The organism is Arthrobacter sp. TE12231, from assembly GCF_054062895.1.
Window position 1 is genome coordinate 360,759 of sequence record NZ_JBSSFS010000001.1, and the last position, 18,508, is coordinate 379,266.

An 18,508-nucleotide genomic window follows, 5' to 3' on the forward strand; every position below is an offset into this window, starting at 1 on the left:
CTGAGAGCAACCATGGACTGGTTAAGCACCATCACCCGCACCTTCTTCGACTTCGACGCAATGGCCGAAGTCCTGCCCCAGCTTCTGGGAGTCGGTCTCCTCAACACCCTCATCATCTCCATCGCGGCAACGATCATCGGAGTTGCCCTCGGCATGATCGTTGCGGTGATGGGAATATCCCCCTCCAAGTGGCTGCGGGTCCCGGCGCGGATCTACACGGACCTCTTCCGCGGCCTCCCGGCCATCCTGACCATCCTGCTGATCGGCCAGGGATTCGCCCGCTTCAGCCAGTCGATCTTCGGCCCGTCGCCGTACCCCCTGGGAATCATCGCGTTGAGCCTGATTGCCAGCGCCTACATCGGCGAAATCTTCCGCGCCGGTATCCAGAGCGTGGACAAAGGCCAGGGAGAGGCCTGCCGTGCCCTGGGCATGAGCTACGCAAAATCCATGGCCCTCGTGGTGGTTCCGCAAGGCGTCCGCCGGGTCCTCCCGGCGCTGGTGAACCAGTTCATCGCGATCGTCAAGGATTCCTCGCTGGTCTACTTTCTGGGCCTGCTGGTCACCGAACGGGAGCTCTTCCGCGTCGGCCAGGACGCCGCCGTCCTCTCCGGCAACCTCTCGCCCCTGGTCATGGCCGGAATCTTCTACCTGCTGATCACGGTGCCCCTGACCCACCTGGTCAACCACTTCGACAACCGCTTCCGCACCGGCCGGCGCCGCCCCGCCGCACCCAGCAGCGGTCTCAAGGAAGTCAAGGAACTCGCCGCGGCCTCGCCGCTGACCACCGGGAGCAACACATGAGCCTCGCCAGCAACACCACACAGAACACCGCCCCGGACATCGAGACCTTCCACGGCTCCAGCCTGGAACTGAAGAACCTCACCATGGCCTACAGCGACATCGAGGTGCTCCGCAACGTCAGCCTCACCGTCGCACCGGGCACCACCACGTGCATCATCGGGCCCTCCGGCTCCGGCAAGTCCACCCTCCTGCGCGGCGTCAACCGGCTGCACGAACCCAAAAGCGGGGACGTGCTCCTGGCCGGCGAGAGCGCCCTGGCGGTCAAGCCGGACATCCTGCGCGCCCGCATCGGCATGGTGTTCCAGCACTTCAACCTCTTTCCGGACCACACCGCCCTCGAGAACGTGGCCCTGGCCCTCTGGAGCGTCAAAGGCATGCCCAAAGCCGAAGCCAGGGAACGCGCCCGCCGCCGCCTCGCCGAGGTCGGCCTCGCCGAACGCGCCGACCACCGCCCCCGCGACCTCTCCGGCGGACAACAGCAGCGCGTGGCGATCGCCCGCGCCCTGGCCATGGAACCGGAAGTCATGCTCTTCGACGAGGCCACCAGCGCCCTGGACCCGGAACTGGTCAAAGGGGTGTTGAACCTCATGGCAGGCCTGGGTCGCCGCGGCATGACCATGCTTGTGGTCACGCACGAGATGGGATTCGCCCGCAAAGTCGCCGACCAGGTCGTCTTCATGGACGAAGGAGAGGTCGTCGAGTCCGGATCCCCCGCCGACCTCTTCGACAACCCCCGAAGCGAACGCCTCCAGCGCTTCCTCTCGGAAGTGCTCTGATGGAGACCCTCAAGGGAAACGCAGGAGCGGCACCCGTCCGCACCGCCGTCGTCGGCTTCGGAATCTCGGGCAAAGTCTTCCATGCGCCGCTGATCTCGGCGCATCCCGGCTACTCGCTGGACGTGATCGTCACGGCGGATCCGGTCCGCGCTGCGGAAGCGGCACGGCTCTACCCTGACACCCGGATCGTCCCGACGCCGGAGGCCCTGTTCGACCTCGCCGGCGACCTTGACCTCGTGGTCCTCGGCACGCCCCCGCTGACCCACTTCGACCTCGCTGCAACCGCGATGGCCCGTGGCCTCCACGTGGTGGTGGACAAGCCGTTCGTCACGACGGCGGCCGAGGGCGAGGCGCTCATCGCCCGGGCGTCCGACGCCGGGGTGCAGCTCACGGTATTTCAGAACCGGCGGTGGGACGCCGACTTCCTGACGCTCCGCAGGCTTCTCCGGGAAGGCGCAGTGGGGGAGGTCCGCACCTTCGAGTCGCGCTTTGAGTGGTGGCGGCCGGAAGGCTTCGGGAACTGGCGGGACACCGCGGCAGTGTCCGACGGCGGCGGCATCCTCAACGACCTCGGCGCCCACCTGATCGACCAGGCCATCCAGCTCTTTGGTGCTGTGACGGAAAGCTATGGGGAGACCGCGAACCGCGGCCCGGACCCGGACGGCGCCGACACCGAGGCCTTCGTGTCCCTGCTCCATGAATCCGGGGTCCGATCGCGGCTGTGGATGAACGGCATGGCGGCCCAGGTGGGCCCGCGGTTTCATGTCGCGGGCTCCGAGGCCGGCTACACGAAGTGGGGCCTGGACAGCCAGGAGCCGGCCCTCGCTGCCGGCATGACGTCCTCGGATCCCGCGTACGGCGTCGACCCCGAGGAATCCTGGGGGCGCGTCGGCGTCGATGGCGCCACCCAACCCGTCCCTGCCCAGACGGGCGCCTATCCCGAGTTCTACACCCGGCTGGCAGGAGCCCTCCGGGGCGAAGGCCCGCTACCCGTGGACCCCGCAGAGTCCCTCGAAGTCCTGAAGGTCATCGACACGATCCGCGCCTTCGCCTAGCCACACTGCGCCCCGGCCAAGGCCCGGGCGCACCCCAAACCCACTACGCAACGAAAGGGAGACCCATGTCCTCCACGCCCTCAACCAAACGCGTCGCCGTCATCGGCGGCGGCATCCTCGGCGTCTCCACCGCCGTCCACCTGCTCCGCGCAGGCGCCTCCGTCATCCTCCTGAGCGAACGCGGCCTGGCCAGCGAGGCCACGGGCCGCTCGCTGTCGTGGCTGAACTCGGCCGGAGAACGGTCCACCCCGTACCACCAGCTCCGGGTCGCCGGCGTGGACCGCTACCGCACCCTCTTCGCCGCGGACCCGGACCGGGACTGGCTGCAGTTCGGCGGAGGTCTCATGTGGAACTCCGCCGGACAGGCGGCCGCCACGGAAGCCCGCCACGACTACGAAGAATCCATCGGCTACAACTCCCAGCTCCTTGCCCCCGAACAGATTCCCGCGGCCACGCACGGCATCGATCCGGACGCCGTGCCGGAGAACGCCATCTTCAACCCCGGCGAGGGCTGGGTCAGCCTGCCCGAACTCGTAGACTTCCTGATGGAAGAGTTCCATGCCCTGGGCGGCGAACTCATCCTCAACGCCGGAAAAGTCTCCGTCACGGTCGACGGCGGCCGGGCCGCCGGCGTCGAGACGGCAGCAGGTGAAACCTTTGAGGCGGACGCGGTGCTGGTGGCGTGCGGTGCCGCAACGCCGGACGTCGTCGCGCCCCTCGGCGTCGACATCCCGAACGGGTCCCCGGTCTCCATGCTGGTGGTGACCAAACCCGTGGAGCACGGTCTGCAGGCCGTGCTGAACACCCCTCGGGCCGCCGTCCGGCCCAACCCCGGCAACACACTCGCCCTGGACCACGACTGGTACGAAGAGCACATCACCGAACACGCCGACGGCTCCTTCAGCGTCCCCGATGACGTCGTCCAGGAACTCGCCGACGAAGCCTCCAAGCTCATCGCCGGCAACCCCGAACTCAAGCCTGCCTCGTGGAAGATCGGTTACAAGCCCATCCCGGGCGACGGCGAGCCGGTCCTCGGCGAGCTCGGCCAGGTGCCCGGCTGCTTCGTGGCCTTCACACACTCGGGGGCCACGCTGGGCCTCATCGCCGGCGAACTGCTCGCGGGCGAGATCATGACCGGCAAGAAACACCCCATGCTCGCCACGTTCCGGCCGGGACGCTTCTCCTAGGCACTGCCATCAGAGGCCGAGCCGTGCCCGTCACGGCTCGGCTATGGTGGCTTCAACTGCGCAATGGTCGCAGGAACCTGAAGGAGCAACTTGTTCGCCGAGACGTCCGCCGCGCTTGCCGGGCTGGCCCTGATCGCCGTCGAGCTCATCCGGTCAGTTCCCGCGCTCCGGCGGGTGCAGCGCACCGGGACCAGCGACGGGGTCAGCGGCTTGAGCCTGGGCGTGCTCGCCGGCACCGGACTGGGCTGGCTGGCCCTGGCGTTGTTGGTCCAGAGCTGGTGGGTGCTGGTCGCCAACATGCTGTGGATCGTGATCCACGCAGTCCTGTGCCGGGAGGTGGCCCGGACCGATACCCGGAAGAGACGCGAAATTGTCCTGGCCGGGGCCGGCTCGGCGGCGGCCCTCGCCGTTGCCACGATCGGCGCCCGGTTCTTCATGCCCGTGCAGGACGCCCTCGGGCTCATGCTGGGCGTATCGACCCTTTTCTATGCCGTCCCCGCCGCGTACGAGGGCCTGGTCAGCGCCTCCACCCGCGGCCTGAGCCTGCTCTCCCTGGGCGTGAACACCCTGGAAGGCAGCATCTACTTCCTGGCCGGCATCGCCGTGCTGAAGATCGCCGAGGCGGGGGACCCGGTGTTCGGCTTCGCGTTCTTCGGGGTGGTGAGTATCGCCTCGAACGGGGTGCGGTTTGTGCGGGTCGCGTACCGGCGGATGAAAGGACTCGACCAGGCCTGGCCGCGGGCGGCCGCGCCTGTCGCCGCAGCCCAGCCGTAGCGCCGCCGTACGCAGCACGAGGAGAACGACGACGTCGGGATGCTCCCGCGAAGCCTCCGGTCCGGATTCGCCGGAAACCTGCGTGCTCGCCGGAAGCTTCCGGCGAATTGGCAGCCTTCCGGCGAAATCGGCTGTGGCTGTGAGCCCCGGACCCTGCCTTATCCGGTTACTGCTACGGCAGGCGTGTCGGCCGGAGCACCACAGCGTGGCCGGCTTTCTCGGGCTCGAGGGGGACAGGGCTGACCAGCACGGCCGGCCCGCGGCTCAGGAAGCCGTCCGAGAGCGGCTGGCAACGCACGCCACCCCGACCCCGCATGGCGGCGTGGGCTCCGGGCGCGAGCATCCGGTCCATCCACGCGCAGGGATGGGCGGGCCGTCCGGCCCGGAACCGGACCACATCCCCTTGCGATTCGAGCGCGAAGTCTTGACCCAGCAGGGGAGCCAGGTGGGCGCCACGGATGACCACATTGCGCCGGGTCAGGAGCGGGTCAAAGGGCCCGATACTGAGCTCTGCGGCCATCGCCTCGAGGGCTTCGACCGCGAGGATGGTGACGGCGGCGTCCATGTGCGCGGCCTTGCCGAAGAACCGGTCGCCGACGATGCCCTTGCCAGCCACCACCTCGACCCGGTCCGCGTCCGTGGTGGGGACATCTGCCGCACCGTCGCGTGCGCGGCCAAAGTAGGCGTGCGCCGGCGAGACGAGCAGATGGAGGATCTCGACGTCGTACCTGTAGCTTGCCGTCATGCCCTAAAACTATCCTCCATCACACAGACTCGGCACCATGCACGGCTCGGCGGCCCCACGCCGAGGCTGCGCGCCGGATTCGCCGGAAACGTGCGAGCTCGCCGGAAGCTTTCCGCGAATCGGCAGCTTTCCGGCGAACTCGGCCGTGGGGAACGGTGTTGGCGCCCAAACTGCTACGCTCCACGTATCGGCCCGGTCCGGTGCCGACGGCGCAGCAACAGCGAAGTTGTGAGCGAGGTAAAGAGCATGACGGTTGCCGAAATCCAAGTGGACCAGCGGGTGATCGGGATTGACTCCCGGCGCTTCGCCTCGGTGGAGAAGGCGCTGGTGGAACTGATCACCAACAGCGACGACAGCTACGCCCGGCTGGAGAAGGCCGGGGCGTCCGTGACCGGCCGGATCCGCGTCGGCTACGAGCGCCACCACGCCGGGGCCGTGCTGATGGTCAGCGACCAGGCGGAGGGCATGTCCTTCGAGCAGGCCGGACGCATCCTCAGCTACGGCGGCGCACACAGCCCGCTCGCCCGCGGCGAAGGCGCCGGCCGCGGGTACTTCGGCCGCGGGCTCAAGCAGGCCATCTTCGGTCTGGGCCACGGCTGGATCGAGACCATCCAGAACGGCCGGTTCACCCGCATCGACGTCTTCCGCGGCGAGAACGGCGGCTACCTCTACGACGACGACGGCGCAGACCGCCGCGCCTTCCCCGCCGACTACGCCCGGCTGGGCATCCCCGGCGGGGACATCGACGCCGGCGCCGACGGTACGGACGGCGCCGCCGGCAACGGCACGCGGGTGACGATCGTCGTCGACAATCCCCACGTCACGATCACCCAGCACGCGACCTTGCTGCAGTCGCTCTCGGACAACATCTACCTGCGGGACGTCCTGGACCGGCGCGAGGTGGAGCTGGTGCACGGACGCCCCGGCGCCGAGGACTACGGCAGCGAGAACATCCGTTTCCACGAACCGCCGGCCACTGTGCTCCTCGGCCCCGACCAGCCGGGAAGCTTCAGCCTTGATGGTGAGGAGTTCCCGTTCACCGTCACGCTCAAGCGGGCACGGGACGTGGAACTGACGCTCAAGGGCGACGAACGCACTGCCGGTCTGGTGGTCGAATCCGGCATGGCCGTGCTCGACTGCCAACTGTTCGAGTACGAGAACCAGGTGGGCACGGAATACCTCTTCGGCACCGTGCGCTGCCCGGCACTGACCGAGATGCTGGGCCGGGGCAAGGCGATCATCAGCGACGAGCGGGAGGGTCTGAATCTCAAGGACCCCTTCGTTGCAGCCTTCTCCCGCGCCGTCAGCCGGATGATCGCCGGCCCCGTGCAGGCTGAGAAGGAAAAGCTCACCCACCTGGAACGCGCCACGACGTCGGGGCGGACCGCGGAGATGATCGAGCACCTGCTGCAGCACATGAGCGAGGCAGCCGTCATCGATTTGGGGCTGGAGACGGCGCCGGCGCTCCGGAACGGCGACGGCTCGGCGGCGGCACCGCCGGCGGCCCTGCGGTTCACCACGCCCTTCTACTACCGCCCGCCGGGGCATCCGTTCCATGTCGCGCTGCTGCTGGATCCGGGCCAACTGCCCGACGCCGGGACGCTCACCTTTGAGCTCGCGTTGCCCGGTTCACTGCGGATTGACCCCACACCCGCCCCGGTCCCGGTCAGCGCGCTCAGGGACACGCGGAGGATCGAGTGGACCATGGCGGGGGACCGGTCGGGGGAGCACGGCGAGATCACTGTCCGGGCTGGCGACTACTGGGCATTGTGCGAGATCGTCATCGCTGAACACGCCTCCCGCCGCAGCACCGACCAGCCGCCGCACCACGCCATCGCCACCGACGCCTCGGCGCAACAGGCGGCGCACCGCGAGGTCCACCGCCCGAGCCGGGATCACGGCGTCGACCTCTTCACCGGCTACGACTTCCGCACCCTGCACAACAGCGCGGACCGTGCCGTCTACAGCCCCGCGGAGCGCAAGGTCATCATCAACACCGGCGCCCCGACGGTCCAGCTGTATGTCGACGGCCGCGGCCGTTTCCGGGATTCCGCCCGGCTGTTACTGGCCGAGCTCTTCCTGGATGTGATCTCGGACGAGCTGGCCAGGCGCCGCGTGGAACAGCACGGGGATGCGGGCGACCTTAAGGCCTTCCAGGCCGCCAAACGGGACATCATCCGTCGCTACGGGAGCGACATCCACCGCACGTTCCTGGGCTAGGCGCGGCCGGAGTTCGCGCGGTGACCCGGCGGTGACCGTGCCGGATTAGGGGACGAGCACGATTTTCCCTGTTGCCGCCGTGCTTGCCAGCAGTTCGTGGGCGTGCCGGGCCTCCGAAAGCGGCAGCCGCTCGGCCACCACAGGGTGGATCTCGCCACGGCGGAGCATCTCGAGGAGCACCAGGAAATCCGCTTGGAACCAGTCCTGGTGATGGATGCGCAACTTCTGGATTCGGTAGGACAGCACCTTTCGGCGGGGCGAAAGCCAGCCCCAGAGGGCGACGCTCCCGGTTGCCGCGTACCAGGCGACCACCCCGGGCCAGTTCTTGCGCCCCTTAGCGATGGTGGCATAGCGGCCGAACACCACGAGCCGTCCGCCGGGCCGGAGCGCGCGGAAGGAACGTAGCGACAACGCGCCGCCGATCCCGTCGAGGGCTATGTCTACGCCGTCGCCGGTGAGCCCGCGGAGCCGGGCCAGGAAGTCCTCGTTCTTGTAGTCGATTGCCACCGCGCCGAGCCGCTCCACGGCAGCACGGTCCCGGCCGGCAGCAGTCCCGTAGAGGCGGAGGCCGGCCAGCGCTCCGAGCTCGAGGATCGCTGTGCCCACCCGGCCGGCCGCGCCGTGCACCAGAACGCTCTCCCCGGGCTTCGCCTTGGCCGTGCGGTGCAGCAACTGGTAGGCGGTCATGTAGGGGAAGACGAGGCTCACGACCTCGGCCGGGTCGAGGTCCTCGGGCACCTCCACCGCATACACTTCCGGCACGCAGACCTTCTCGGCGTTGGCGCCCCACACAGTCAGCGCACCGATGCGGTCTCCCACGCGTATCCGCGAGCAGCCGGGTCCGAGTTCATCGACGACGCCGACGAGCTCGTAGCCGGGCGTGAACGGCGGCTTCGGCCCGCCGAGATAGGTACCGGCCCGCAGTTGTGCGTCGGTGAACGAGACGCCGGAGGCGAGGACCCTGACGCGGACTTCACCCGGACCCGGGCGGGGATCCTCGACCTCCACCACATTCAAGACCTCGGGGCCGCCGAAGCGGTCGATCACTACACGCTTCATGGGCTCACTCTACGCCCGGCGCGCGGCCGGCACACCGGGTCCATCCGGCACGGATGTCTCCGGCAAAAGGCACACGAATTCGCCGGACCCGTGTGAGGTCGCCGTAAGCTTCCGGCGAATTGGCGGGCTTCCGGCGAACTCGGCGTCCCGGGCCACCCGCCACCCCATTGACACCTGTCGCAGGGCCCGACTATCCTACAACCAAATGGTTGTAGATCAACGCAGGAATCAGCTCGGCGAACCGCTCAGCGACGAAGAACTTGACCATCTGTTCCAGGCATTCGCCGATACGACCCGACGGGACATTGTGCGCCGGGTGACGGTGGGGGAGTACTCGGTCTCCGGACTGGCTGCCCTCTACGCCATGAGTTTCGCGGCCGTCCAGAAGCACGTGGCGGTGCTCGAACGGGCTTCGCTGGTCTCGAAGGAGAAGCGGGGAAGGGAACAGATTGTGCGGGCCAACCATGACGGGCTACAGAAGGCCCGCCGCCTGCTCGATGAGTACGAGGTCATCTGGCGGCAGCGGGCCGACCGGATCGCCGACCTGCTCGCCGAGACAGCCGACCCGCAACCAGGCCAGACAGAACCAGCCAGGTCAGAATCAGACAGCACCGAAGCAGGCACGAAACAGGCAGGGAACACACAGCAACGCTGAAGGATAGGAAGGGCTTGTCATGACCGTTGTCAGTTCAGTCAAGAATCTCGAGGCGCTGAGCCTCACCGTGGTAGCCGAATTCGACGCCGGCGTGGAGCGCGTCTGGCAGATCTGGGAAGACCCGCGCCAGCTCGAGCGCTGGTGGGGCCCGCCCACGTGGCCGGCCACGTTCGAGAAGCACGACTTCGTCCCCGGCGGCGAGGCCACCTATTTCATGACGGGCCCCGAGGGGGAGAAGGCCCGTGGCTGGTGGCGGTTCATCGCCATCGACGCCCCGCACCGTCTGGAGTTCGATGACGGCTTCTCGGACGACAACGGCGACCCCGTGGCCGACATGGGCAGCATCCACGGGGTTGTGACTCTGGAACCGATCGGCAGCCGCACCCGGATGACCGTCCTGTCCACCTTCGAGGCGGAGGAACAGATGGAGCAGATCGTCGCCATGGGCATGGAAGAGGGCATGAACCAGGGCCCTGGGCCAGGTGGACGCGATCCTCGCCGAATCCGTCAACGCCTGAGCTGCAACGACAACGGACGACGGCGGGAACCCTCCCGCCGTCGTCCGCTGTGGCCCTATTCAGCCCGCCGCGTGCGGCGTTAGGATGCCTTGTGACTTTCACCCACGGTTACGCGGCCAATGGCGATCTCCGCATGTACTACGAGGTCCACGGTCACCCGCGGGCCGACAAGCCCCCGCTGCTGCTCATCCCCGGCGGAGGGTCGACTATCGAGACGAACTTCGCCGGCCTCATCCCGGCGCTGCTGGCCGAGAGTCTCCAGGTAATCGCCGTCGATGAAGAAGGGCACGGCCGGACCGCGGCGACCGGCCGCCCGCTCACCGCTGAAAACTCCGCCGACGACGTCAAAGCCGTGCTCGACGAGCTCAGGGTGGACTCCGTGGACGTGCTCGGTTTCAGCGCCGGCGGCCATACCGCGCTGGCGCTGGCGATGCGGTATCCGGCCTCCGTGCGGTGCCTGATTGCCGCCTCCACCTTCGTCAGCCGGGACGCGGTCAGCGACGAGTTCTGGGACGGTATGGCGAAGGGCACGCTTGCCGAAATGCCGGAGGCGCTCAAGGACGCGGACCGCCGGCTGAATCCGGAGCCCGGACACCTCGAGCGGCTGTTCGAGCTGGACCGTCAGCGCATCCTGACCTTCGCCGGCTGGCCGGACGATGACCTGCGCCGCATCACGGCCCGCACCCTGGTCCTGGGCGCCGACCGCGACGTCATGAGCCCAGAACACGCCGTGCGGATGTCCCGTGTCATTCCCGGGGCGCGCCTGATGATCGTGCCGGGTGTCCACGGCGATTACCTCGGCGAACTGTCTGCGAGCGGCGGCGACCTGACGGCCATGCGGACCATCGTCCCCTACCTGCTGCGGTTCCTGGAGGAGTAGGGCGCGGTCAGGGCTCTGCCGGCGTCGAGGTCTTTTTCGGCATGGAAGTCCAGTGCTGCCGGTGCAGGCGTTCAAAGCCCTCCAGGAGCAGATCCAGCGCGAACTCAAACTCGAACTGGTCATCGCAGCCCTGCCCCGCCACGGAGTCCTCGTGCGCGGACGAGGTGGCGACCTTCAGAATGTTCGGATACCGCTCGGCCATCTCGCGGAACATGGCGGCCTGCGCCTCCGGCGGCAGATCCGCCGTCCCCTCCGCCGTCCCGCCGGCGGAGTCAGGGAACAGCTCCTGGGTGAACCCCCACATGCGGCTGCCCAGGGCATGCATGACGTGGTGGGTCAGATCGACGGAGAAGCCGCCGGCCAGGAACATCCCGATGAACGAATCCATGTACCCAAGGACCGCCGGCGTCTTGTTGGTGCGCGACTCCAGGACCTGACGGGCCCACGGGTGACGCAGGAGCGCCCGCCGGGCCGAGAGCACCCTCAGCCGCACTGCGTCCTTCCAGTCGGCATCGCGGGCGGGAGGATCGATCTCGCTGACGAGCGCATCCACCATGCCGTCGAGGAGTTCCTCCTTGTTGGCCACGTGCTTGTAGAGCGCCATCGGCACGACGCCGAGTTCCTGGGCCAGCCGCCGCATGCTCAGCGCCTCGATCCCCACCTCGTCGGCCAGTACGACGGCGGCCGCGAGTACCCGGCCCCGGCTCAGGGGGGTCCGGCGCGTGCGCTCCGCTTGCTGGGTCATCCGGCCACCTTTCCCTAGCGGTCTCCTCTTGACAAGTGTACGGCGTACACCTAGCGTTGTGCGCATCAGGTGTACGCCGTACACCACGAGCCGCGCGAAACAGGCCGTGGGCGGCTCCAGCGAAGGACCAAGCCATGACAATTCATGCCAGCAGCGCTCCCGTGCCCCGCGTCCGCCGTCGCCCCCAGTGGCCGGTACCCGCCGGATTGATCCTGCTCAGCCTCATCCCGGTCATTGGGGGGGCGGCGCGGCTGACGGAATTGACCGGAGGTGCGGCCATCACGCCTCAGAACGCCCGGTTCTTCGCCTCGCCTGTTCCCGTGGTGACGCACATTGTCTGCGTCACCACCTACAGCCTGCTCGGGGCATTCCAGTTCCTGCCCTCGCTGCGGGGCCGCCGCGGCTGGCACCGCATCGCCGGCCGCATCCTTGCACCCGCGGGCCTGCTGGCCGCCCTGTCCGGTTTGTGGATGGCCGCCTTCTATCAGCTGCCGCCCGGCGACGGCCCGGCGCTCTTCGTCCTGCGGCTCGTCTTCGGCTCAGCCATGGCGGCGAGCATTGTCCTGGGAATCGTCGCCATTGTGCGCCGCGACTTCGTGCGGCATGGAGCATGGATGACCCGCGGCTACGCGATCGGTGTCGCCGCGGGAACGCAGGCGCTGGTGAGCCTGCCGTGGATACTGCTGGTCGGCCCGCCCGACGAGCCGACCCGGGCGGCGCTGCTGGGATCGGCCTGGGTGATCAATGTCGCGGTGGCCGAGTTTGTCATCCGCCGCCGCGCGCAACGGGCCACGAGGGTGCCGCGGCCTTCCGGGCGGAAAGTCGCAGGTCTTGAACCGGTGAGGCGGACGACGGCGTGAGGCGGCCGCCGTCGTCGAAGTAGCCGGAAGCGTGCCGGTTCGCCGTAATTTCCCGGCGACTCGGAGAGTTTCCGGCGAGTTCGAGGCTGGCGAGGCGTCGGCGGCGCGCCCCACGGACGCCGGATGGCAGGCCGCTAGACTCACGCGCATGACGATTGTGGACGATCAGGGGCGCCCGGAGCCTCCCCTTGCCGCCGATGAAACCGCGACCCTCCTGGGGTTCCTGGACTTTCAGCGGGCCACGCTGGCGTGGAAGTGCGCCGGACTGGAAGCCGCCGGCCTCCGGGTGACGACCGCTGCCTCATCGATGACCCTGGGCGGGCTGCTGAAGCACATGGCCTACGTGGAAGGCGAATGGTTTTCCCGTTCCCTGCACGCGCGGGACCGGGAGGCTCCGTTCGGCACCGTGGACTGGAAGGCCGACCCGGACTGGGACTGGCATTCCGCCGCCGAGGACACCCCGGACCAGTTGCGCAACCTGTGGCAGGGCGCCGTCGACCGCTCCCGGGAACGCCTCGCGGATGCCCTGGCCAGCGGCGGCCTGGACCAACTGGCCCGGCGCTCGTGGCCGGATGGCTCGGCGCCGAGCCTACGCTGGATCCTGTGCCACATGATCGAGGAGTATGCCCGGCACAACGGCCACGCCGACCTCCTCCGCGAAGCGGTGGACGGGCAGACCGGGGAGTAGCCGCGGCGGCCACAGCGTTCCCCGGGCGTTTCCGGCGGGGAGTCCGACGGCGCCACTCGCCCGCCGCCGGTGTCTTCAGGGAGTCCTGCGCGTCTTTCGAAGACTCCTACGCGTCGGGCATCTGCAGCACGGTCAGGGCGGCCAGCAGGTATGGCGCGGGATCGGGATCGCTGCCGGCGGCCCACTGCATCCAGGCCTCGAACGTTGCCCCGAGATAGGCCGCGCAGAAGTAGCCCGCCATGTCGTCGCGGACGCCGAGCGTGATCAAATACCGGCGGCCCCGCTCGCGCTGGGGGGCGAGGGCGGCGTAGCTCCGGCTGGCCAGTTCCGGGTGTTCGGCGATGAGCCGCAGGCGCCCGCGGGTAAGGGCGAGGTCCGGAAGCGCGGCTGCCCCGGCGACGGCCGCCGCACTCAGTCCCGCCCGGATCTGCGCCGCGCTCAGTCCCGCCCGGATCTGCGCCGCACCCGTCCCTGGCTGGAGCCCGCCGTCGGACGCGCCAGCGGGCCTGCCGTCGGACTTGCCAACGGGGCCGCCGCCGTCGCCCGCGCTGTCCAGTTCTCTTCCCAGAGCCCGGTCCAGTGCCCGGCCGGCGGCCTCCGTGACCGGCTCGATGCCGCCCCAGACGAGGTCGGCCTTGCTGGCGAAGTAGCGGTAAAGGCTTTTGCGCCCGATCCCGGCCGCGCCCGCGATGTCCTCCATGGACGTCTGTTCGTAGCCGCGCTCGGCGAACAGGTGCAGGGCGATGCGGGCGACGGCGTCGGGGTCGATCGTCGCCGGCCGCCCGGTGGCGCGCGCGGCGGCGGGCTGGTGGTCCTCGGAGGGCTGGCCGCTATTCACCCTTACATAATGACACAGAGTGTCATAAGGTGAGCCTGTGAGCATCCTCAACGTCTGGAAGGACATCATGGGCAACGAAGCTTCATGGCAGGAAACCGTCACCGCGGGCCGCTTTGCGGGCAAGACCGTCATCGTCACGGGTGCGGGATCGGGCATTGGACAGGCCACGGCCCTCCGCGTCGCGCGGGAGGGCGGCCGGGTGATCGCGGCCGACATCAGCAAGGAACGCCTGGACGCCCTCGTGCAGGACAACGCCGGCATGGACCTGGTTCCCGTGCCCGGCGACATCTCCACCGAGGAAACCGTTGCCGCCGTCGTGGCCGCGGCGGGCGGGCGCGTTGATGCGCTGGCGAACGTCGCCGGGATCATGGACAACTTCACGCCGATCCACGAGGTGGACGACGAAACCTGGGAGCGGGTTTTCCGGATCAACGTCACGGCCCTCATGCGCCTGACCCGCGCCGTCGTGCCGCTCATGCTAGAGGCCGGAACCGGTTCCGTAGTCAACATCGCCTCCGAAGCCGGGCTGCGCGGGTCCGCCGCCGGCGCCACCTACACGGCGTCCAAGCACGCCGTCATCGGCCTGACCAAGAACTCCGCCGTGATGTACGGGCCGAAGGGCTTGCGGTTCAACGCAGTGGCCCCAGGTGCCACCATCACGAACATCGAGGCCCCGTGGGGATCCGAGCTCGGTGCCGCGCGCCTCCAGCCGCTCATGGGCGCGAACATCCCGGCCCCCGCCACCGCGGCGCAGCTGGCAGCCTCGATCACCTTCCTGCTCAGCGACGACGGCACCAACGTCAACGGCGCGGTCCTCCCGTCCGACGGCGGCTGGTCGGCGGTCTAAGGGTCCGTCCACCCGCCTGCCCAACCATCCGTGCTCACCCACCCGTGCCCACCCGATGCGCTATCAGTCTTGGCGTTTTCCGAGCCGAATGACGACCAGGAGTGATAGCGCATCCAGGGGGAGGGCTAGGCTCCGGGGAAGCGTTCCCGCAGATTGCGGTGGACGTCGGCGGCCGATCCTGCGCCGGCTGCCGCCTCTTCGGTGAGCCCGAGAACGGCCGCGGCCCCAACGCCGAGCGTTCCCTGCGGCGAGATGCGCAGCAGGTCGGCGGCCAGCAGAACCTCGATCGCCAGCAGGTCCTCAAGAAGTCTCAGCGCTTCCTCGGTCTTGCGGACGCTCAGCATGGCTCCCGTGGCATGGTCTTCGACGCCGACATCCAGGATGGTCGAGTCCAGGGTGGCGGGAGCTGCGAGCAGCCGGAGCTCGGTGTAGCAGGCGGAGCCGGCGTAGCGGAGCTGCACGCCCGGCGCCGCGGCGGGCCCGCGGTTCCCGGGCGGGGGCCCCGACTTCATCGCCGCCATGACGGCAGTCCACAAGTGGCTCATGCGGCGTTCGCTGAGCTGACCCACGTGGACCAGAGCCACGCGCAAGGCGTCGAAGGCGATCGCCAGCACCATCGGATGGAAGTTGCCGTTGCTCAGCACCGAGCCGGTTGCGACGTCGACCAGCGGGTTATCGCTCGCGGAGTTCAGCTCCGTGTCCACGGCACCCCCTGCCGTGGCGAGGAACTCACGGAACGCGCCGTGGACCTGCGGGATCACCCGGAAGGAAAGGGCATCCTGCACCGACCGCGGCCCGCCCGGGATCAGGAGCAGGCTGCCTTCCAGCAGTTCGCGCAGATGGGCCGCTGCCGCTACTTGCCCCGGATACGGCTTGGCCGCGGCCGCGGAGCCCGAAAAGACCGAAGGGTTGCCCCGGGTGGCTTCGATGGACAGGACTGCGGCCTGGTCCGCGGCGCCGGCCGTCCGCGCCGCGCGGGCCAGCACCAGGGCCCCGTGGCCGATCGAGACGCCGTTGGCCGAGATTATGGCCAGTCCGTCGCGGCCCTCGAGCCGGAGCGGCGCGATGCCCGCACGGCGCAGGGCTTCGGCTCCGGGGAGGGTCTCGCCCCTGAATTCCGCTGTGCCGGTGCCGACAGCCACCTGGGCGATGCCGGCCATCGGACTGATATCGGCCGCTCCGACCGAGCCCGTGCTGTGCAGGACCGGGTGGACGCCGGCGTTCAACATGGCCAGCAGGGTGTCTGCCGCGGCCGGGCTGGCGCCGGAGCCGCCCCGGGCCATGCCGTTGAGGCGAACAGCCATCGCGGCCCGGACCACTCTCCGATCCAGCAGGGGTCCGAACGCGCCGCCATGGCTTGCCACGAGGAATTGCTGCTGCCGTTCGAGTTCTTCGCGCGGCACCCTGGTGTCCTTGCCGTGGCCGACCCGGGTGCTGAGCCCATAGATCGGGTTGCCGCCGGACATGGCCTCCTCCAGCAGGGCCCGGCTCGCCGCGATCCGTGCCCTGGCGGGCTCGCCGAGTGCCACCGGCGCGCCCTCGGCTACGGCGACCAATTCCTCCTGCGTCATCGGCAGATCGCTGATGGTGACTGGTTCCATGACGTTGCCTCCAGCAACCAGTGTGGTCCGGGGCGCCCGCCTGTACAAGAGATCACCGGACAAGAGATCACCGGACAAGGGGACACCCCACCACCCGTTGCACTTTCAGATATGGCGGCTATCGGCGCCGAATGACAACCAGACCTGATAGCGCAACCAGGAGGACACGACGACGGCGGGAGGCTCCCGCCGTCGTCGTCCGTCTGTTTACCGTCTGGACCGCAATCTAGTAGGCCTTGACCCGCTGTTCGACGACGAGGTGGACCAGGGCGAACACGCCGTCGCGGTCGATGGCGGCCAGCGCGGCCTCGAGGGCGGCCGGGATGTCCTGGTCCTCGGTGACCGTGACGCCGAAACCGCCGAAGGCCCGGGCCATCATGCCGAAGTCGGGATTCTTCAGCTGCGTGCCCGATACCCGGGACGGGTAGTGGCGTTCCTGATGGGTGCGGATGGTGCCGTACTCCTGGTTGTCCATCACGATGATGAGCGGCGTGGCTCCGTACTGGGCGGCCGTGGCGAGCTCCTGGCCGTTCATCAGGAATTCCCCGTCGCCGGCGATGGTGACCACCCGCCGCTCCGGGCTGGCCAGCGAGGCCGCGATGGCCGATGGAATCGAGTACCCCATGGAGCCGTTCCGGGCGCTGATCATGGAGGCGTAGCGCCGGGTGGGGAAGTACCGGTGCGCCCAGTTGGTGTGCTCGCCGGCCCCGAACGTGACCATGGCGTCCTCGGGCAGCAGCGGCACGAGGTTGGCCATGAGGGTATCCATCTTGGCGGGCCCCTCGTCCGGGGTGGACGGCGGCAGGCTGGCGAAGGACTGCTGCTCGGCCCGCATCCGGGCCGTCCATGCCTTCCACTCCTCCTTGACCGGGAGGTCGATGTTAACGAGGTCCCGGACGAAGGCCTCCGGCTTGGCCAGGATCTGGCGGGAGACGGGGCCGGAGCGGCCGCGCAGCGAGGGATCGATGGTGACCAGGAAGTTCTTCTTGTTCCAGTCCTGCCTGCAGACGAAGCCGTCCGTGATCACGTCGCCCGGGACCGTCCCGACGAACACGAGCAGGTCGGTTTCCTCCAGGAGGTCGTAGGTGGGGCGGGGTCGGCCATAGCCGATCGGTCCCACATAGCTGGGGGAGTCGAAGGAGACGGTTCCCTGCGTGCGCCATTCCGCCGCGGCCGGGATGTGATGCTTTTCGAGCCATTCGGTGAGCTCCGTGGCCGCGTCCTGGGTCCAGTCGTTCCCGCCGGTGACAAATAGCGGCTTCTTGGCCTGTGTCAGGGCCTCGGCAAGGACGCCGGCATCCGTGCTGCTCATACCGCCCGCGGCCACCGGGATGGCCGGGTGCAGGGCCGGATCGATCTGCACGCGGATGATGTCCTCCGGCAGGCCCACCACCACGGGGCCGGGGCGGCCGCTCATGGCCGCGAACATGGCCTCGGCGACAATCTCGGAGGCCCGTTCGGGGTGGTCCAGGACCATCACGCGTTTGGCACCGGTGTCGAACCACGCCTTGATGTCGAACTCCTGAAACGCCTCGCGGTCCCGGTGCGCGAACGGAATGAGACCGACAAAGAGCAGCATCGGGGTGGAGTCCTGCCACGCGGTGTGCAGGCCGACGTGGGCGTTCGCCGCCCCGGGCCCGCGGGTGACCATTGCGACGCCGGGACGCTGGTTCATCTTGCCGTCGGCCTCGGCCATGTACGCGGCGCCGCCCTCGTGCCGGCAGACCACGGTCTCGATGTCCGAGCCGTGCAGCCCGTCGAGGACGTCCAGAAAGCTTTCGCCCGGCACAACAAAGGTGCGCTCAACCCCGTGCGCCACGAGGGAATCGACGATGACGTGGCCGGCGGACTTCAGGGCGCCGCTGCCGTTGAAGCTGTCCGGGATAGCCGCCGGGACCGTCTGGAGGGGTGGGAGGGTGTCGCCGTCGACTGGGTACGTGTCGGTTGCGGTCATGGTGGATGCAGACTCCGTTTTCATCACTTGGTTGTCTTCTTGGGTTGGTTTGGCGGGCAAGGCATGTCCACTGAATCCAGCGGAACGGATGGTGGCGCCTAGTCGGTTTCCGGTCCGGTGCAGAAGAAGCAGCCGTCCTCGCAGCTGTCGTTCGACGCCGGCGGGTTGCTGGTGCGCACGGCTGGCGGGTGGCGCTCCTGCAGGGTGCTGGTGCGGCCGGGATTCAGCGGGTTTCGTGGCTTCATGGAGGCTTTCAGGTTGTAGGTCGGATGGTGGGACCGGTCAGCAGACGAATGTTCGATTAG

18 protein-coding genes and 1 pseudogene are annotated in these 18,508 nt (G+C 68.7%); 12 read left to right on the forward strand and 7 right to left on the reverse strand.

The window, feature by feature from the left end; genetic code table 11:
* Window positions 1-12 precede the first annotated feature (12 nt).
* The 5 genes from ACVWYS_RS01570 (at window position 13) to ACVWYS_RS01590 (ending at window position 4,593) form a co-directional block, all read left to right on the forward strand.
* Window positions 13-801 (forward strand): amino acid ABC transporter permease, encoded by a 789-nt coding sequence (locus ACVWYS_RS01570; RefSeq protein ID WP_116766251.1) that lies wholly within the window; start codon window positions 13-15, stop codon window positions 799-801.
* On the forward strand, window positions 798-1,577 hold the full coding sequence (locus ACVWYS_RS01575) for an amino acid ABC transporter ATP-binding protein (protein ID WP_456508212.1): 780 nt from the start codon (window positions 798-800) through the stop codon (window positions 1,575-1,577). Before ACVWYS_RS01570 ends, ACVWYS_RS01575 begins: the two co-directional genes overlap by 4 nt.
* Window positions 1,577-2,632, forward strand: coding sequence for a Gfo/Idh/MocA family protein (locus ACVWYS_RS01580; protein WP_456509233.1), 1,056 nt, complete (start codon window positions 1,577-1,579; stop codon window positions 2,630-2,632). The genes ACVWYS_RS01575 and ACVWYS_RS01580 overlap by 1 nt, the downstream gene beginning before the upstream one ends.
* 65 nt (window positions 2,633-2,697) lie before the next feature.
* Window positions 2,698-3,819, forward strand: coding sequence for an NAD(P)/FAD-dependent oxidoreductase (locus tag ACVWYS_RS01585; RefSeq protein WP_344366900.1), 1,122 nt, complete (start codon window positions 2,698-2,700; stop codon window positions 3,817-3,819).
* A 90-nt stretch (window positions 3,820-3,909) separates the two neighbouring features.
* The gene (locus ACVWYS_RS01590; protein ID WP_456509234.1) at window positions 3,910-4,593 is read left to right on the forward strand and encodes a hypothetical protein; all 684 of its coding nucleotides are present in this window, start codon (window positions 3,910-3,912) and stop codon (window positions 4,591-4,593) included.
* Window positions 4,594-4,765: 172 nt separating this feature from the next.
* On the opposite strand, the gene ACVWYS_RS01595 is transcribed toward ACVWYS_RS01590, so the two are convergent.
* Window positions 4,766-5,338, reverse strand: coding sequence for an MOSC domain-containing protein (locus ACVWYS_RS01595; RefSeq protein ID WP_456509235.1), 573 nt, complete (start codon window positions 5,336-5,338; stop codon window positions 4,766-4,768).
* Window positions 5,339-5,584: 246 nt separating this feature from the next.
* Between ACVWYS_RS01595 and ACVWYS_RS01600 the strand changes: the two genes are divergently transcribed.
* Window positions 5,585-7,558 (forward strand): ATP-binding protein, encoded by a 1,974-nt coding sequence (locus ACVWYS_RS01600; protein WP_456509236.1) that lies wholly within the window; start codon window positions 5,585-5,587, stop codon window positions 7,556-7,558.
* A gap of 45 nt (window positions 7,559-7,603) precedes the next feature.
* On the opposite strand, the gene ACVWYS_RS01605 is transcribed toward ACVWYS_RS01600, so the two are convergent.
* Complete coding sequence (locus tag ACVWYS_RS01605; RefSeq protein ID WP_456509237.1) at window positions 7,604-8,617, reverse strand: medium chain dehydrogenase/reductase family protein; 1,014 nt, start codon at window positions 8,615-8,617, stop codon at window positions 7,604-7,606.
* A gap of 205 nt (window positions 8,618-8,822) precedes the next feature.
* Here ACVWYS_RS01605 and ACVWYS_RS01610 point away from each other — a divergent pair, with 205 nt between their 5' ends.
* From ACVWYS_RS01610 to ACVWYS_RS01620, 3 genes and pseudogenes are all read left to right on the forward strand, one after another.
* A complete protein-coding gene (locus ACVWYS_RS01610) occupies window positions 8,823-9,272 on the forward strand; it encodes an ArsR/SmtB family transcription factor (RefSeq protein WP_456509238.1) in 450 nt (149 codons plus the stop codon).
* A gap of 19 nt (window positions 9,273-9,291) precedes the next feature.
* A pseudogene (locus tag ACVWYS_RS01615) lies at window positions 9,292-9,790 on the forward strand (SRPBCC family protein).
* A gap of 91 nt (window positions 9,791-9,881) precedes the next feature.
* On the forward strand, window positions 9,882-10,670 hold the full coding sequence (locus ACVWYS_RS01620; RefSeq protein WP_456509239.1) for an alpha/beta fold hydrolase: 789 nt from the start codon (window positions 9,882-9,884) through the stop codon (window positions 10,668-10,670).
* Between the two features lie 7 nt (window positions 10,671-10,677).
* Here the strand turns inward: ACVWYS_RS01620 and ACVWYS_RS01625 are convergent, their stop codons facing one another.
* A complete protein-coding gene (locus ACVWYS_RS01625; RefSeq protein ID WP_456509240.1) occupies window positions 10,678-11,415 on the reverse strand; it encodes a TetR/AcrR family transcriptional regulator in 738 nt (245 codons plus the stop codon).
* Between the two features lie 134 nt (window positions 11,416-11,549).
* Between ACVWYS_RS01625 and ACVWYS_RS01630 the strand changes: the two genes are divergently transcribed.
* Complete coding sequence (locus ACVWYS_RS01630) at window positions 11,550-12,275, forward strand: DUF2306 domain-containing protein (RefSeq protein ID WP_456509241.1); 726 nt, start codon at window positions 11,550-11,552, stop codon at window positions 12,273-12,275.
* 148 nt (window positions 12,276-12,423) lie between these two features.
* The gene (locus tag ACVWYS_RS01635; RefSeq protein WP_456509242.1) at window positions 12,424-12,963 is read left to right on the forward strand and encodes a DinB family protein; all 540 of its coding nucleotides are present in this window, start codon (window positions 12,424-12,426) and stop codon (window positions 12,961-12,963) included.
* 106 nt (window positions 12,964-13,069) lie between these two features.
* Here ACVWYS_RS01635 and ACVWYS_RS01640 read toward each other — a convergent pair whose 3' ends face one another.
* On the reverse strand, window positions 13,070-13,801 hold the full coding sequence (locus tag ACVWYS_RS01640) for a TetR family transcriptional regulator (protein ID WP_456509243.1): 732 nt from the start codon (window positions 13,799-13,801) through the stop codon (window positions 13,070-13,072).
* Between the two features lie 67 nt (window positions 13,802-13,868).
* Here ACVWYS_RS01640 and ACVWYS_RS01645 point away from each other — a divergent pair, with 67 nt between their 5' ends.
* The gene (locus tag ACVWYS_RS01645) at window positions 13,869-14,648 is read left to right on the forward strand and encodes an SDR family NAD(P)-dependent oxidoreductase (protein ID WP_456510267.1); all 780 of its coding nucleotides are present in this window, start codon (window positions 13,869-13,871) and stop codon (window positions 14,646-14,648) included.
* Window positions 14,649-14,773: 125 nt separating this feature from the next.
* Here the strand turns inward: ACVWYS_RS01645 and ACVWYS_RS01650 are convergent, their stop codons facing one another.
* The 3 genes from ACVWYS_RS01650 to ACVWYS_RS01660 form a co-directional block, all read right to left on the reverse strand.
* Window positions 14,774-16,249, reverse strand: coding sequence for an aromatic amino acid ammonia-lyase (locus ACVWYS_RS01650; RefSeq protein WP_456509244.1), 1,476 nt, complete (start codon window positions 16,247-16,249; stop codon window positions 14,774-14,776).
* A 226-nt stretch (window positions 16,250-16,475) separates the two neighbouring features.
* Window positions 16,476-18,203 carry a thiamine pyrophosphate-dependent enzyme gene (locus ACVWYS_RS01655; protein WP_456509245.1) on the reverse strand — a complete coding sequence of 576 codons (1,728 nt, stop codon included), beginning with the start codon at window positions 18,201-18,203 and terminating at the stop codon, window positions 16,476-16,478.
* A gap of 98 nt (window positions 18,204-18,301) precedes the next feature.
* Window positions 18,302-18,448, reverse strand: coding sequence for a hypothetical protein (locus ACVWYS_RS01660; protein ID WP_161958206.1), 147 nt, complete (start codon window positions 18,446-18,448; stop codon window positions 18,302-18,304).
* Between the last annotated feature and the right edge of the window lie 60 nt (window positions 18,449-18,508).

What these genes read in the sequence shown, in the direction of transcription:
- ACVWYS_RS01655 (WP_456509245.1), bottom strand. Translation starts at nt 18,203, where the DNA reads ATGACCGCAACCGACACGTACCCAGTCGACGGCGACACCCTCCCACCC.
- ACVWYS_RS01635 (WP_456509242.1), top strand. Translation starts at nt 12,424, where the DNA reads ATGACGATTGTGGACGATCAGGGGCGCCCGGAGCCTCCCCTTGCCGCC.
- ACVWYS_RS01650 (WP_456509244.1), bottom strand. Translation starts at nt 16,249, where the DNA reads ATGGAACCAGTCACCATCAGCGATCTGCCGATGACGCAGGAGGAATTG.
- ACVWYS_RS01580 (WP_456509233.1), top strand. Translation starts at nt 1,577, where the DNA reads ATGGAGACCCTCAAGGGAAACGCAGGAGCGGCACCCGTCCGCACCGCC.
- ACVWYS_RS01605 (WP_456509237.1), bottom strand. Translation starts at nt 8,617, where the DNA reads ATGAAGCGTGTAGTGATCGACCGCTTCGGCGGCCCCGAGGTCTTGAAT.
- ACVWYS_RS01660 (WP_161958206.1), bottom strand. Translation starts at nt 18,448, where the DNA reads ATGAAGCCACGAAACCCGCTGAATCCCGGCCGCACCAGCACCCTGCAG.
- ACVWYS_RS01610 (WP_456509238.1), top strand. Translation starts at nt 8,823, where the DNA reads ATGGTTGTAGATCAACGCAGGAATCAGCTCGGCGAACCGCTCAGCGAC.
- ACVWYS_RS01630 (WP_456509241.1), top strand. Translation starts at nt 11,550, where the DNA reads ATGACAATTCATGCCAGCAGCGCTCCCGTGCCCCGCGTCCGCCGTCGC.
- ACVWYS_RS01595 (WP_456509235.1), bottom strand. Translation starts at nt 5,338, where the DNA reads ATGACGGCAAGCTACAGGTACGACGTCGAGATCCTCCATCTGCTCGTC.
- ACVWYS_RS01585 (WP_344366900.1), top strand. Translation starts at nt 2,698, where the DNA reads ATGTCCTCCACGCCCTCAACCAAACGCGTCGCCGTCATCGGCGGCGGC.
- ACVWYS_RS01645 (WP_456510267.1), top strand. Translation starts at nt 13,869, where the DNA reads ATGGGCAACGAAGCTTCATGGCAGGAAACCGTCACCGCGGGCCGCTTT.
- ACVWYS_RS01600 (WP_456509236.1), top strand. Translation starts at nt 5,585, where the DNA reads ATGACGGTTGCCGAAATCCAAGTGGACCAGCGGGTGATCGGGATTGAC.
- ACVWYS_RS01625 (WP_456509240.1), bottom strand. Translation starts at nt 11,415, where the DNA reads ATGACCCAGCAAGCGGAGCGCACGCGCCGGACCCCCCTGAGCCGGGGC.
- ACVWYS_RS01570 (WP_116766251.1), top strand. Translation starts at nt 13, where the DNA reads ATGGACTGGTTAAGCACCATCACCCGCACCTTCTTCGACTTCGACGCA.
- ACVWYS_RS01575 (WP_456508212.1), top strand. Translation starts at nt 798, where the DNA reads ATGAGCCTCGCCAGCAACACCACACAGAACACCGCCCCGGACATCGAG.